The organism is Flavicella marina (assembly GCF_009193215.1).
Classification (GTDB): domain Bacteria; phylum Bacteroidota; class Bacteroidia; order Flavobacteriales; family Flavobacteriaceae; genus Flavicella; species Flavicella marina.
On record NZ_VYVA01000002.1, the window covers coordinates 50,304 to 65,579 of the forward strand.

The 15,276-nt window shown below is 33.4% G+C and carries 13 protein-coding genes; 6 read left to right on the forward strand and 7 right to left on the reverse strand.

All coding sequences use genetic code 11. The features are described from left to right. Nucleotides 1-141: 141 nt before the first annotated feature. The 5 genes from F6P99_RS05000 (at nt 142) to F6P99_RS05020 (ending at nt 6,449) form a co-directional block, all read left to right on the forward strand. Nucleotides 142-1,080, forward strand: coding sequence for a sirohydrochlorin chelatase (locus tag F6P99_RS05000; protein WP_193316001.1), 939 nt, complete (start codon nt 142-144; stop codon nt 1,078-1,080). 33 nt (nt 1,081-1,113) lie between these two features. Continuing rightward, nucleotides 1,114-2,508 (forward strand): FMN-binding protein, encoded by a 1,395-nt coding sequence (locus F6P99_RS05005; protein ID WP_193316002.1) that lies wholly within the window; start codon nt 1,114-1,116, stop codon nt 2,506-2,508. After that, complete coding sequence (locus tag F6P99_RS05010; protein WP_152286370.1) at nt 2,505-4,691, forward strand: TonB-dependent receptor; 2,187 nt, start codon at nt 2,505-2,507, stop codon at nt 4,689-4,691. The genes F6P99_RS05005 and F6P99_RS05010 overlap by 4 nt, the downstream gene beginning before the upstream one ends. A gap of 33 nt (nt 4,692-4,724) precedes the next feature. Then, nucleotides 4,725-5,468, forward strand: a complete 744-nt coding sequence (locus F6P99_RS05015) for an HmuY family protein (protein ID WP_152286371.1) — start codon at nt 4,725-4,727, stop codon at nt 5,466-5,468. Between the two features lie 93 nt (nt 5,469-5,561). Beyond that, complete coding sequence (locus tag F6P99_RS05020) at nt 5,562-6,449, forward strand: ChaN family lipoprotein (RefSeq protein WP_226913024.1); 888 nt, start codon at nt 5,562-5,564, stop codon at nt 6,447-6,449. 86 nt (nt 6,450-6,535) lie between these two features. On the opposite strand, the gene F6P99_RS05025 is transcribed toward F6P99_RS05020, so the two are convergent. Continuing rightward, nucleotides 6,536-7,006, reverse strand: a complete 471-nt coding sequence (locus tag F6P99_RS05025) for a glutathione peroxidase (RefSeq protein ID WP_152286372.1) — start codon at nt 7,004-7,006, stop codon at nt 6,536-6,538. A 46-nt stretch (nt 7,007-7,052) separates the two neighbouring features. Continuing rightward, a complete protein-coding gene (locus F6P99_RS05030; RefSeq protein ID WP_152286373.1) occupies nt 7,053-7,274 on the reverse strand; it encodes a hypothetical protein in 222 nt (73 codons plus the stop codon). A 200-nt stretch (nt 7,275-7,474) separates the two neighbouring features. Between F6P99_RS05030 and priA the strand changes: the two genes are divergently transcribed. Continuing rightward, on the forward strand, nt 7,475-9,931 hold the full coding sequence (gene priA / locus F6P99_RS05035; RefSeq protein ID WP_449401691.1) for a replication restart helicase PriA: 2,457 nt from the start codon (nt 7,475-7,477) through the stop codon (nt 9,929-9,931). Between the two features lie 3 nt (nt 9,932-9,934). Here the strand turns inward: priA and F6P99_RS05040 are convergent, their stop codons facing one another. The 5 genes from F6P99_RS05040 to F6P99_RS05060 all read right to left on the reverse strand — a co-directional run bounded on the left by F6P99_RS05040 (nt 9,935) and on the right by F6P99_RS05060 (nt 15,140). Then, on the reverse strand, nt 9,935-11,710 hold the full coding sequence (locus F6P99_RS05040; RefSeq protein ID WP_152286374.1) for an AMP-dependent synthetase/ligase: 1,776 nt from the start codon (nt 11,708-11,710) through the stop codon (nt 9,935-9,937). 118 nt (nt 11,711-11,828) lie between these two features. Next, nucleotides 11,829-12,515, reverse strand: coding sequence for a hypothetical protein (locus F6P99_RS05045; RefSeq protein WP_152286375.1), 687 nt, complete (start codon nt 12,513-12,515; stop codon nt 11,829-11,831). Between the two features lie 92 nt (nt 12,516-12,607). Beyond that, nucleotides 12,608-13,003, reverse strand: a complete 396-nt coding sequence (locus F6P99_RS05050) for a DUF2721 domain-containing protein (RefSeq protein WP_152286376.1) — start codon at nt 13,001-13,003, stop codon at nt 12,608-12,610. A gap of 126 nt (nt 13,004-13,129) precedes the next feature. Continuing rightward, the gene (locus F6P99_RS05055) at nt 13,130-14,590 is read right to left on the reverse strand and encodes a hypothetical protein (RefSeq protein ID WP_152286377.1); all 1,461 of its coding nucleotides are present in this window, start codon (nt 14,588-14,590) and stop codon (nt 13,130-13,132) included. Nucleotides 14,591-14,717: 127 nt separating this feature from the next. After that, nucleotides 14,718-15,140, reverse strand: coding sequence for a hypothetical protein (locus F6P99_RS05060; RefSeq protein ID WP_152286378.1), 423 nt, complete (start codon nt 15,138-15,140; stop codon nt 14,718-14,720). Nucleotides 15,141-15,276 lie beyond the last annotated feature (136 nt).

Genomic DNA, 15,276 nt, shown 5'->3' on the forward strand with positions numbered 1-15,276 from the left:
AATTTAGACTAATTTTAAATAGAATACTTTTTTTATTTTCCATCTTAGTAAAAACAACTTCCAAATTCGATAATCTTCGGTTTGCTTTCTATCTACATTTGCATCATGTTATTTAGACTGATTACAAATAAAAATAGAATAATGAAACAAATCAACGCATTCGTATTAATTTTCTTAACACTTATAATCATTTCGTGTTCAGAGAAAGGAAAGACCCAAAAACAAAATGAAACAAAAACTGGAGAAAAAATAGGGGTACTGCTCGTGAATCACGGTTCGCATTCAAAGGGTTGGAGAAAAATGCTTACAGATATCGAAGTTGATGTAAAAGGCGATATTATGAAGAGTGGTGAGATTACCGATGTAAGAACCGCTTTTATGGAATATACAGAACCTTCGATAGCTTCTCAGATGAAAAAATTTGACGAAGAAGGATACGATCGTGTGATTGTAGTGCCTATTTTTTTGACCATTTCATCACACACGTCTAATGATATTCCAAATATAGTAGGACTAGCAAATGATCCTAAAGTAAAAGCTAGTTTGAAAGAAGAAGGTATCGAGACATATACTCCAAAAACGAGAGTGGTAGTAACTCCATTATTAGATTTTCCAACAGTGCTAAAGAAAAATATTACCCGCCGTGCAAAAGCTTTATCTGATGGTTCTGGCGATGAAGGTGTAGCCTTGATTGCCTATGGTGATGAGGAGTTTAACCAACAATGGGAAGAAATGGTTGAAGATATAGGTCGTTACCTAAAAGCGCAGACAGGTATCGGTTCGATATCGTATGGTTGGTGTGGTCATTTAGTGCGTTATTCTTCTGAGCCTACCAAAAAAGCGATAGATCAAATATTAGCACTTGAAGAAAGAGCACTTGTTATTCCTGTTTTAGTTGCCAACGACGAGCACTTTCAAGGTGAAATTGTGCAAAACGGAGTGGATATGGTGGAAGATCAAAAACGTGTAGCGTACAAGCAAGATGCAATTTTACCGGACACCAATATCAATAAGTGGGTGGTTAAAATAGTAGCGGAAACGGTAGCAGAAATTAATGGAAAAGTAACAAGTACACATTAATCATCTCATTGGGTTTTGATAATGCAGAAGGTGATGAAGCAGAGATTAAAATTAGATGTAAAAAAGGTAGTTATTACATCTGTCGTACTACTTATTTTTGGAGGTTTCTCTTATTGGGGACCAATAGATCGGGACGATGTATCGCTTCATATTTCAACTCTAGAAAATGAATACTTTACGCCAAAATTAGTTACGGCTTTTCAAACCAAGAGAACCAAAGAATCTGGATTGATTTCAGATAACACAAACTATGTGCTTGGTGAGTTCGGAATGGTAAAACACATTGCTGATAAAAGAACTAAAGAAGCTGGTTTGTTACGGTTTTCATCTGAGATGAATTCTTCTTTGCACAATGATTTATGGGCAAAAGAAATACAAGAAAACTTGTTTAAGCAATACGGAGATAAAAAAGATGTAGTCGTTAAAAAGAAGGGGGAATTTTGTTTCGCGGAAATATACGATAGAGGTCGGTTATCAAGCCTGTATTTTGAAAACAAATTATACAATTCTGTACAAGGTTTTTCTGGACCTATTTTTATGGGAGTGCAAGTTGGCTTAGGCGGAAAAATTGAAAAAGTAAGTTATCTCACCTCAAAAGAAACAGAAAGCTATCTCAGAAAAATTTTAAGAAGTAATTATTTAGAGCAGTATATAGGTTTAAATCTCCAAGATCAAATTCATGAAATTGATGCTGTTTCAGGAGCAACGATTACTACAAAAGCAATGGCAGATAGTATAACAGAAGCTTTTAAGTTAACAGCATCACAGTTATTAGAAAACTATTACGATTTTGATTTTGGAGATTTTCAGGTATCGGCAGCTCTGACTTATTGGTGGGTTTTTCACCTTCTAATACTACTAGCAATTTTTCTGTTTGCGATGCTTCCACAAATCAAGAAAACAAAAAAAAGGCGAATTATTATGGCTGTTTTCACACTTGTTTATATCGGTTTTTATATGAATGCTTCTTTTACGTATGTCACATTTCTAATGCCTTTTATGGGAACCGAATTGTCTATGTTTCTTGGTTTGTATGCTTTGTTAACCTTGTTAGGTGCAATTTGGGGTAAAAATGCCTATTGCTCATACGTTTGTCCATTCGGAGCAGCTCAAATGATTTCGTTAAAGTATTCACCGTTCAAATCAAAGAAGTTATTTATAAGTAACAAACAAGCAGAATATTTGAGATACGGAATCACCTTGATGCTTTTCGTAGGATTTGTTTTGGGGTATAAAGAATTTGGGAACTATGAGTTATTTCCAGATTTATTTGGTACGGAAATATCTTCGTTTTGGTTTTATATAGCCTCGGCTTTTGTTCTTGTTTCTATGCGATATCCAATGTTTTGGTGTAGAGCTGCATGTCCTACCGGATGCATACTAGATAGTGTAAAACAAATGTCAAAATCAAAAGCGCATAAAAAATGAAAAAACTAATAATAATGCTATTACTTATCTCAAATGGAGTAAATGCTCAGAGATCCACTGTAGTTATTGAGGTAATTGATGGCGCAGAAAAATACCCTTTGATGGGCGCTCATATTTGCTTGGTTACTGAAAGTAATAACAAACACTATTTTTCAACGGATGAAAATGGAAAGGTTGAGGTACCGAATGTAGAAAATTCAAATGTTACTTTGTCTTTTGTTGGTTATAAAACAATCACGATTCCTGTATTGAAAAGTGAATTTATGAGGGTGAGGTTAAATCCTGATTTATTAGCATTAAATCAAGTAGTGGTTACTGCAACTGTAGTACCTCAAAAAGTCGATGCTTCGATATACAAAATAGAGGTAATTGATGGTCGAACTATGGAAAAACAAGGAGTTCAAAATGCTAGAGATGCACTTCGATTTCAGCCGAATATCAACCTTATTGAAGATGGAGTTTTGGGAAGTCAGATTATCATGCAAGGTTTAGAGGGACAACATGTGAAGTTTTTGATAGATGGAGTTCCCATTATTGGTAGACAAGATGGTAATGTTGATTTGTCTCAGATTGATATGTCTCAAGTAGATCATATAGAAATTATTGAGGGACCAATGTCTGTCGTTTATGGATCCAATGCATTGGCTGGAACGATAAATATCATCACAAAACAGAATAAATATTACAATTGGTCTGGCAATGCTACAGTTTATGCAGAGTCTGTAGGTCAATACAATGGGAGTGTTAGTGTCTCAGGTAATGTCGGGAAATCAAAATTTGGATTGACTGGTGGATATCGCGTATTTGATGGGTATGATTTAGATACCAGTACTCGAACCATGTCATGGAATCCTAAAAACCAAACCAATGCTGATGCCTTTTATGGCATCGGTTACGGTGGTTGGGATGCGAAAATAGGATTGCGTTTTAGTCAAGAAGACTTGACGTATAGAGGAGCCTATTTGATTCCTTATCGTGCAATTGACACAGAATTTGTTACTGAACGTTGGAGTGGATATTCTAATTTCAGCAAGAATTTTACTGATACGAGTGTTTTTTCAGGGTTGGTATCCTACAATATTTATGAAAGAACATCACAGGAATATGTCGTTAAAGAAGATTTGGATATAGAAACCAAAAGAGGTGATGCAAGCAAAGACGTGTTTAATACCTTAAATGCACGTTTGTCGTATAGCAGAGATTTTACAGTTAAAATACAATGGCAATTGGGGTACGAATTGACAGATGAAGTAGGTGAGGGTGAAAAGGTAACGAATAATGATGGTTTGGTTGAAAACGCATTGTGGACAGATTTACAACTCAACCTATCGGAACATTTTACCATACAACCTGGCGTACGTATAGTGCATCATTCTATTTACAAGGCTGCATTAATGTATGCTTTGCACTTGAAATGGAAGCCTAATAAATCTTGGCAAAGTAGAATTTCATTTGCAAAAGGGTTTAGAGCACCAAGTATGAAAGAGTTGTATATGGACTTTGTAGATTCTAATCATAAAATTTTTGGAAATGAAAATTTAGAACCTGAAACCTCTTACAATCTTACTGCAACTATTGAAAAAACTATTTCTCTGTCTGAAAATAATCTCTTGAAATTTAATGTGACTGGATTTCATAATCATTTGTTTGATGTAATTGAGTTAGCTAGTGACGAAACGGGTACGCAATATATCTATCAGAATGTTTCTGAAAAAAGTACACATGGAGCAACTTTTTCAACCAATTATCAATACCAGTTTTTCAAATTGAATTTTGGAGTAGCACTTACAGGAATAGGATATGACTTATACAGTAATGGATATTTCGATTATCAATACGCTACAGATTTCACTGCAATGTCTGTAATTCAGCTAAGAAAAATTGATTTAGCCATGCAGTTAGACTATAAATATACTGATCAACGAAGTCAATTGCTGCTTAGAGACACTACAGAAGATGTAACTGTTGGCACAGTAGAAGGATACAATATGCTGAATTTTTCTATGACGAAGAACTTTTCAGATAGTGGATTAAGTTTAACAGCTGGGCTAAAAAATATTTTTGATATCAAAACAGTTGCCAATAGTGCGCAATCAGGAGCACATGCTAATTCTTCAAATCGATTGATAACTTGGGGAAGAACTGCTTTTATTTCTCTGAAATACAATTTTACTAAAATCTAATACAATCAAATTAATAACAATTAATCTAAAAAAATGAAAAAATCAATTTACACAATACTTTCAGCAGCTTTATTTTTGTTTTCTTGTGGAGAAGAGAATCGAGAAATTATTGTACCAACTTTAGACACATCATCAAAACATTTACAGGTAGCAATTTACAGTGCTCCAGATGTATATGAAGAAGGTTTCAACCATCATACCCAACAAGTTGAACAAATAAAATTATCATATAATAGGCAGGTTTTTGTTGACTTGGATGCGGTTTCTGAAACAAAAGAGGCTACGACATTAGGTGTGCATTATAATGACGATGCTTATGTAAAATTAGATGTATGGGATATCGATAAAGACCATGCCACAGGAGTTGATGGTTGGGATATTGTTTTGTCTCCTTATAATGGTAGAACAGACAATGGCTCTGGAACTTTAGTACCGTATAGTTTAACGGGTGCATTAACTAATAAAGGTAATGTTACCGCCTTAAGGATTAATAAATCAGAAGTAGAATCAAATGGAGATACTTTTATAAGTTACGATGCCATTAATTATGAGAATGCTTCTAGGTTAGAATTGAGTTCTGAAGTTGATGCGGTTGGATCTGATTGGAAACAGTTAGATTTTGCAACTTTCACCTATAAAATTGTTGAAGATCAATATTATATAATTAAAACCACAGAAGGAGTGTTTTTTAAATTGGCATTTACCAGTTTTTATAATGACGATTTGGAAAAAGGACATCCTGCACTTCAATTTCAAAGATTAATTAAGGAAGAATAAACGAGATTATTATTTAACTTTATACCAACAGAAAACAGCAGTCTACGTTTAACTGCTGTTTTCATTTTTTTTGATGTTAATCCATAATTCTATATGAAAAATATAATTTTTAGCTTCGTGTTAATTTTACAGTCAACCATAATTTTTTCGCAAGAAGCTATGGCTGCCTACCGAATTTTTAATAATCAAAATGAAGAAGTTTCTTTTCAAAAAATGGCAAATGATCTTTCAAAATACGATGTGGTGTTTTTTGGAGAACTGCACAACAATCCAATTGCACATTGGTTTCAGTTTGAATTGACAAATAAATTATTTGATTTAAAAGAAGGGAAATTAATTTTAGGAGCAGAAATGTTTGAGAAAGATAATCAGTTAATTTTGGATGAATATTTACATGGGCTTATTAAAGAAAAAGAGTTAATTGAAGACGGAAAAGCGTGGAATAATTATAAAACCGATTATGCCCCATTAGTAAACTTTGCAAAAGAAAATAAGATATCATTTGTGGCAACCAATGTTCCGAGGCGTTATGCAAGTCTTGTTTCGAAAAAAGGTTTAGATTCATTGGGGTTGATTACAAAAGATGCGAGAAAAAATTATATAGCACCTTTACCGATTGAAGTACCTTATGAAAATGAATCTTATGTAGAAATGGAAAAAATGATGTCTGGTCACGGTATGACAGGTGCTGCTAAAAATTTTGTAGCTGCGCAAGCATTAAAAGATGCTACAATGGGATATTCGATATTCAGTACGCTTAAGAAAAAAAATAAGCACAAATTATTTTTGCATTTCAATGGTAATTTTCATTCCAAAAATCATGAAGGAATTGTATGGTATGTAAATCAGTACAATAAAAAATTAAAGGTAGCTGTTATTTCTTTTGTTGAGCAAAAAGAAGTGGATGTACTCGAAGTAGCTAATTTTGGTAAAAATGAATTTACGATAGTTTGTAAAGATTCTATGACCAAAACCTTTTAATAAAACAAATTGGGGTGTTACATTTTTGTAGCACCCCAATTGAAATTAACTGACCAGGTTAATTTTACCTAACTTAAAAATAAACTCTATTTTAAATGATTTAATATTTTAGTACTGGTTGGTTTCGTTGTAGAAAAATAGTAGTCTATATAGGCTCCATTCTCATCAATCAAATATTTTTGAAAGTTCCACTTTACTGAACTTGATTTTTTCCCATTTTTGCTTTTGTCTGTTAGCCATTGATATAAGGGATGCTGATTGTTTCCTTTGACTTCTATTTTTTCTGTTATCAAGAAAGTTACTCCATAGTTTATCTCACAAAAAGATTCAATTTCAATTGAGTTACCAGGTTCTTGACCACCAAATTGGTTACAGGGAACTCCTATTACCATTAGCTTGTCTTTGTATTGTTGATACAAATCTTCTAAACCTTTGTATTGAGGAGTAAACCCACATTTTGATGCCACATTTACAAACAATATTTTTTTTCCTTTAAAGTCTTTTAAGGATATAGGTTTTCCTTGTAATGTATTTATAGAAATATCGTAAATACCCATTTTTGATGATTTGTTTATTGAATTCTATTAAAATACTATCAGCAGATTAAACTCTAATTTTAGGTTTTAGTCTCGCTTCGTATTTTCTTTTTATTACAGTCAAACGCTTCATAATATCCATAATTTTTTCATCTTTTGACTTTTTGTAAAATTCATTTAGACTTAAGATCAATTCTTTTGCTTTTAAAGAGGCCCAAATTTTTTCATCTCTGCTTCTAAAAGATTTTACATTATTTTCGAATTCTAACGCTTCTTGTATAGTTTCCATAGTATAAATGTTTTATTCTTAGTCAAATATATAAAATGTTTATTAAAAAACAACATTTGTTAAACAAAAACATGATAATAGTTTGTTAAAAACATTTTTAGGGATGTTTCAACAGGCGTGAATACTTAAAGTATATTCATTATATAATTTATGAAATACATATATTTGAATTAGATTTTAAACAAATACAAGTGTCATTATTGCCTTTCAAAAATTTCTTTGTAAACGTATTATTGCCCATGCCTCTAAAGCAGCTTTTTACGTATAGTATAACTGAAGCTGAAGCAGGTTTTTTGAAAAAAGGAATGCGAATTGCCGTACCTTTTGGGAAGAAAAAAATCTATACAGCATTGGTGTTTGATATTCATAACGAAGCTCCTGAAGCCTATGAAGCGAAGTCAATTCATCAAATCTTAGATGACAAATCGATTGTTACTGAAGCCCAATTAGACTTTTGGGTTTGGATTTCTGAATACTATATGTGTAGTTTAGGTGATGTTTACCGTGCAGCTTTGCCTTCAGCGTTTTTATTGGAGAGTGAAACAGTAGTTTTAAACAATCCGAATTTTGATGAAGATACGAGTTTGTCAGATGCTGAGTTTTTAGTCTACGAAGCCCTCCAGCAACAGTCACAACTGTCCGTCCTGGAAATTTCAAACATTATCGGCAAAAAAAATGTATTTCCTTTGTTAAAGAAAATGCTTGATAAAAAGGCAGTTTTACTAAAAGAGGAGCTTTATGAACAATACAAGCCCAAATTGGTAAAATACATTCGATTGAACGAGGCGCATAAGGATGAGGCTTCATTGCATCAATTGATAGATTCAGTGCAACGAGCAAAACAACAGCACAAAGCTTTGTTGACCTACTTTTCTTTAGAAGCTCAAACTAAAAAACCAATTCAAGCAAAAAAATTACAAGAAGAATCAGGTGTGTCGTCTGCCGTATTGAAAGGGTTAGTTGATAAAAATATTTTAGAGTTTTATCATATTCAAGTCGATCGAGTTCATTTTGAAGAAAAAGGAGGGCGTTTAAAATCATTGAATGAACACCAAGAAAAAGCATTTGAAGAAATTGAAACTTCTTTTAATAGTAACACGGTTACTTTGCTACAAGGAGTTACAAGTAGTGGTAAAACGGAAGTTTATGCCAAGTTGATTGAAAAGCAATTGGCTCAAAAAAAGCAGGTATTATTTCTTTTACCAGAAATAGCATTAACTACGCAAATTATAGGTCGTTTGAAAGAATATTTTGGCGGTAAAATTGCCGTGTTTCATTCAAAATATTCGATGAATGAACGGGTAGAGGTGTATAATAATGTGTTACAGAATAAAGAAAAAGCACAAATAGTGTTAGGTGCTAGATCATCACTATTTTTACCGTTCTCTAACCTTGGATTGATTATTGTAGATGAGGAACACGAGACATCATACAAACAATTTGATCCTTCACCACGATACCATGCTAGAGATGCGGCTATTTATTTGGCACATATGCAAGGTGCAAAAACACTTTTAGGTTCTGCAACACCTAGTCTTGAAAGTTATTTCAACGCTACCCAAAACAAATATGGTTTGGTCAACCTTACCAAGCGTTACGGTGAAATACAACTGCCAGAGGTAGAATTGGTAGACATCAAAGATAAACACAGAAAAAAAAGAATGACCGGGCATTTTTCGGATCGTTTGATTTTAGAAATACAAGAAGCATTAGAGAACAAAGAACAGGTTATCTTGTTTCAAAATAGACGAGGTTTTTCTCCTGTTGTTGAATGTGAAACATGCGCAGTATCTCCGCAATGTCCCAATTGTGATGTAAGTTTGACTTATCATAAGTACAGAAAAGAATTGCGATGTCATTATTGCAATTATCGACAAGCAATGCCGTTGAATTGTGGTGCTTGTGGTTCTACAAAATTATCTACAATTGGTTTTGGAACAGAGCAAATCGAGTTAGAATTACATGAGTTATTTCCGAATGCGAATATTGGCAGGATGGATTTGGATACGACACGTGGCAAATATGCATACCAAAAAATTATTGGAGCATTTGAGGCACAAGAAATTGACATATTGGTAGGTACACAAATGTTATCTAAAGGATTAGATTTTGGTAAAGTGAGTTTGGTAGGCGTCATGAATGCTGATAATATGTTAAACTTCCCTGATTTTAGAGCACATGAAAGAACTTTCCAAATGATGGTGCAGGTAGCAGGTCGTTCAGGTAGATCTAAAAAAAGGGGGAAAGTTATCATACAAACGTTTAATCCTTACCATCAAATATTACAGCAAGTATCTACGAATGACTACTCGGCAATGTTTAAAGAGCAGTTAGAAGACCGTTGGCATTTTCATTATCCGCCTTATTATAGAGTCATGAAAATTACCTTACGTCATAGAGATTTGATAACCTTGGAAAACGCAGCAGAATGGTTTGGTACCTCCCTTAAAAATGCATTTAAAGATAATGTACTAGGACCAACATCTCCCAATGTATCAAGAGTAAGAAATCTATATATAAAACACATTACTGTCAAAATTCCGCCCAAGCAATCATTAAAGGCTACAAAAAAACATATCGCTAGAATTGAAAAGACTTTTAGCGCTATCGGTGCTTTTAGAGCCGTTCGTTTAGGAATTGATATTGATGCGTATTGATATTTATTTTCTTCCGTACAGAGACTCGTATAAGTCTTTGTAGATTTCCTTGATTACTTTTCTTTTCATCTTTAAGGTAGGTGTCAAATGTCCTGCTTCAATACTCCAAATATCAGGTGTAAGTTTAAAAGTTTTAATTTGTTCCCACTTTCCGAAATCTTGGTTGCAATTGTCTATTTCGTGTTGAATTCTAGAAATTACATTTTCATTGAGACACAAGGCTTCATTTCCAGGTTGTAAGTCAACCGATTTTCTACGAGCCCATTCTTTAATGAAATCGAAGTTAGGCTGAATCAATGCAGCGGGCATTTTTTCACCTTCTCCTACGACCATTATTTGTTCTATAAATCGAGATTGTTTCAATTCGTTTTCCAGTAGGGCAGGTGCCACATACTTTCCTCCAGAAGTTTTAAACATTTCTTTTTTACGGTCGGTTATTTTCAAGAAATTATCATCAGATAACTCGCCAATATCACCGGTATGAAAATAATCACCAGTCATTACACTTGCCGTTTTTTCTTCATCTTTATAATAACCGAGCATTACATTTGGGCCTTTGACTAAGATTTCTCCATCTTCAGCAATCTTAACTTCTACGTTGTCTATGATTCTACCTACAGTTCCAATACGAATACCTTTGTTGAAAGGACAATTTACAGAAATTACAGGAGAAGTTTCTGTCAATCCATATCCTTCTAATATGGGCATACCTGCAGCAGAAAACACTCGAATCAATCTAGGTTGTAATGGGGCTGAACCAGATACTAAAGTATTCATTTTACCACCTAAGGCCTCTTTCCATTTTGAAAAAATCAATTTCCTAGCTAGTTTTAACTGAGTCTCATACCACCATCCATTTGCTCGGTAAGGTTCAAAACGCAAACCTAAATTCAACGCCCAAAAGAACAAACCTTTTTTGATTCCCGATAGATTTGTACCTTTTTCTACTATGGCATCGTAAATTTTTTCATACAATCGAGGTACCGCTGTCATGATATCTGGCTGTACTTCTTTCAGATTGTCACTAATAGTTTCTTGCGCTTGAGCAAAGTGAATTTCTATTCCACAATACATGTATAAATAGTGTATAATACGTTCAAATACGTGACATACAGGTAAAAAACTTAGGGCTTTCGCTTTTCCTAATTCAAGAGGAACTCTAGGTGTACTATCAAGCGTATTTGATACTAGATTCTTATGTGATAACATTACACCTTTTGGTTTGCCTGTTGTTCCTGAGGTATAAATAATGGTGGCCAAATCATCAGGTTGAACTTTTTCTTTTAGTGCATCAACTTCACTTGCATTACTTGTGTCTTCTCCTAATTCGAGTACCTCTTTCCAATTAGCTTCGCCTTCAACTTCATCAAAGGTATATATAGCTTTCAGTTTTGTATTGTCTTTGATTTGATTCAATTTCTCTACAATTCCAGCATCTGACACAAAACAATAAGTAGCTTCAGAGTGATTTAAGATATATTCGTAATCTTCTTTACTAATAGTAGGATAAATCGGGATTGTTTGAGCACCAAGTTGTAATACTCCCATGTCCATCACATTCCATTCCGTACGGTTTGTGGTAGATATAAGTGCAATTTTATCATTGGGTTTGACTCCGAGCTTTAGTAGTCCTCTACTAATTTTATTGAACTGATCAATATATTCTTTTGAAGAGAGACTTTCCCAGGTATCTCCGTACTTCGTTGAAAAAGCTTTTTCAAGGTTGTAAGTTTCTAATTGGTATTGTGGAAAATCAAAAAGTACTGAAATGTTTTTCATTCTTAAAACGTAAAGGTTAAATAAATTAACAGATGTTAATTACTAGCTAATATAAAATAAATTTTTAAAGATGTAATTTAAAATGAGGCTACAACTTGTTTTCTGTTGTTAAGCATCATTAATTTTTTTTATAATTACTTAAAATATTGATGTCGTTCGCTTCCATTATTTGACCTAAAAACTTTATTGTCATTCGAATATCTTCTTTAGAAATAAGATATGTATTGAATTCATCATTATAATCGTAATAAACGACAAGGTCTAATTTTTTTACTTTGAATATTTTTATTTGAATGTCTTTTAGGTTGACATATTCGGCTTTCTCCAATTTTTTTGTTTTTTTATTGAAGTATGCCAAACCTTTGCAATCCCCTAAATAGCGAAACCTCTTGGGTAATGATTTTTTATCATATTGAAAAGTGATTACAATTTCGTTATCTGTATCTTTTTCTATTCTCCAAGAATTGTCGTCTATCGTTCCGTTAACTTTGTCTTTTGTGTTGTGTGTTTTGTCGAAGGTACGCAGTTGTTTTTTAGTAGGTTCTTTGCCATTTTCTTTTAAGAGTATCCATCTTTTCCCCACTTCTTGAGTAGCATCAAATTTTGCTATTTGTATGGTTGTTTTACCTCCTATTACATTGGTTGTATTAACATCAAACGAATACTGAGCATCAGAATCTTTTAAATTTTCTAACAAAAAATTTTCATCAAAATGGTATTCTTTTAGTGTTTTTAAAACTTCTGACTTTTGTGCTGTTGCAATGAAAGTTACAAGAGACAACAAGAAGATACAAGCGTTTTTCATATTGGATTTCATTTTTACCTAAAAGATAGGAAAAATTCATAAAATAGAAAACAGTAAAATCCCTTCGATAGAAAGGGATTGTTTAGATGTCGTTAGTTGTTTTCTATGTCACTTATATGGTGTTCTAGTGCTTTTACTGAGATTTGTATTTCAACAATTAAAAAAGCCAAAGATATAATGAGCAATACCAGTGCAATTCCGAACACCCAAACTGCTAAAAGATTAAGTTCAATATAAATCAAAAACATCGTAAGTACGCATAACAATAAACTGCTAATACCAAAAATTTGCATTGACCTTGTCAAGTAAAGACGCTGTTTTATGTTTTTAATCTGTTTTATGAGCACGCTATCTTTGTTTTTTAAGTAGGTGTCATGCAAACTCCGAACCACTGTTGCATAGGCTAAAAACCGATTGGTGTAGGCCAACATGATCAAAGAGATTGCAGAAAATAGTAGAGCGGGTGTTGTGAGTGTTAATTCTTTCATTGAAACAAAGTGTTTTACTTTTTCTAAATTAAGAAGTTATTTACACATAACACACAATTGATCAATTCAAATTGTAATTTTTTTTATAGAATAATGAATTCTAATCTCTCATAGGGTAGTTTTCCTCTATAGTTTAAGCGTATCAAGTAAATAGGATGCTCCCTTTTGGTCGATAATCCAAATCTCTAGGGTAGTAGCGTCGTTTTTCAGTTTTATTTTTTTATCTAAAACAAAAGATTTCAATGGATTTACTTCACAAAGTTTTATTTGCTTGGTTGTGTTGTCTTTGTTACTGATTTTTAACACAGCTTGTCCAGATCTAAACACACCGTACTTACCAGTTATTTTTTTAGATTTTGAAGTATATTCAAGCTTTTGTGTGATTACACCTGTGCGGTTTACATCTAATATTGGTAGTGAAGCAATTTTAGCAGCAGCTTGAGTTTCTTGGTATTCAAAACTTTGTCCTGGTGCTAGGGTGTGAATAGGAGTTCTAACTTCCGTTTCTAGATATCCCGTTTCTAACGCACTGTTATAGATAGACACATTGATGTTTTCTTCATAAGTTTTTGTTTTGTCTAGGGGTTCAAAAAGTTTCACAAATGCCGTCATGTTTGTCTTGTTGACAAAACCAACCCAAGGCTTGGAAGCGATGATGTGAAAACCAGCCATGATATAGTAGTCATAGTGGATCTCATAAACTCCAGGAGCAACCTCTCCTGTCCAATTGGTACCGATATTGTCGTATTTTTTGATGTGTTCTGGATTTTTTCTGTCTAACGGCATTCTGTTTCTATTCACAAAGTTCCAGTGATTTTTTGCCGTTGCCATAATTTCATATGGTTTTCCATCATGTAGATTATCGTTAGCACTGAAAGGTATGTATGCTAAAAAATTTTCACCATCCTCGAGTTCAGGAGCACTTCTAGATAGATGTTGACTCGTCATCATGAATCCTCTGTCAACAGTGTTTTTTCCTTTGTTGTGCAAAGAATGTGTACTATGTACTAAAGAAGAATGAGCTTCTAATTGTAGACTTCTCTTGTATTGAATTTCCTCTTCAACTTCTTTTGGGTAGCTGTAAGATTTAGAAATTCTATCGTAGGTAGGTACGGGCAATTCTTGAATTCCAGAAACAACCTCAATGGCTTTTTCACCAGAATCTTGCTCTTTGATTGTTGCGGTATACGGATTGTCTCCTAGCATCGCAGGTGGAGGCCAACGATTAGAACGCTCTCCATTTTTCTGAATAGCACAGTTGCTTACAGGTAATGGAACGATTCTATAACCCCCAAAATTTCTCCAATCTTTAGTTCCATTAACTTCTTCATTCGGCGCAAAAGATTTCCCAAAAAGTTTAGGATTTACCCATAAAGATTGGGCGTCTCCTAAGTTGTATTCTAAGATTCTTCCGGCAGCTTCAGGAACTATTGCTACACTCACAAACTCATTGCTAGCAACATAGATGTTTTCCCATTTCCAATTGTTATAGTTGTTTTCTATTCGTACATGGTTTTGTGCGATAAAACTGAAGGGGATACAAAGTAAAAGGTAAATAAAAAGGTTTCTTTGATTTGATGGTTGCATTGTTTTGCTGTTTAGTTTCAATGCAAGATGGTCTATTTATTAAAAAAGAAGTAGTAGGATTTTATCCAAGACAGTACCTTTTTATGCGAAAAAATGACTCGAATCTGTATGGGTAAACAGAATTTTCTTAGTGCTTATAAAGTAAAGAGTCTTCAAAATCAGTTAAATTCAACTGTAATTCAGAACCATTAGTTTTTAAATTTGAAATGTCAAAAATCAGTTCTCGAGTAAAATAAGCTTGGCACATTTCATCGTTTTTTAAAGATAATCGGACGTTTCTTTGGGGTGGAAAAGATTCTAAAATTTCTTCTGTGGCGTATAGATTAATTTCCCAAGAATCTCCGCTACACCCACTAGCACCAATTTCAATATAAAGACAATCTTCTTCGATTCTTGCATTATTGATAAAGATTTTATCATTGGGGGCTGATGTGTATAACTCACTATTTACTATTGCTGCTGTACCACATTTGGTTATGTTTTCTGAATCTTTACAAGAAATCAATAGCGTAAATAATAGGAGAGTTGTGAATTGAATAATAGCTTTCATGGATGTAAATTTTAACCGAAAAGAGGATACATTAATATATGATAAATGTACGAAGAGTTTTTTTAGTTGGGGTTTCTAAAAATAAATTCCCTCAAGATATACTTGAGGGAATTTGTTCCTATTCAAAAATATTTAT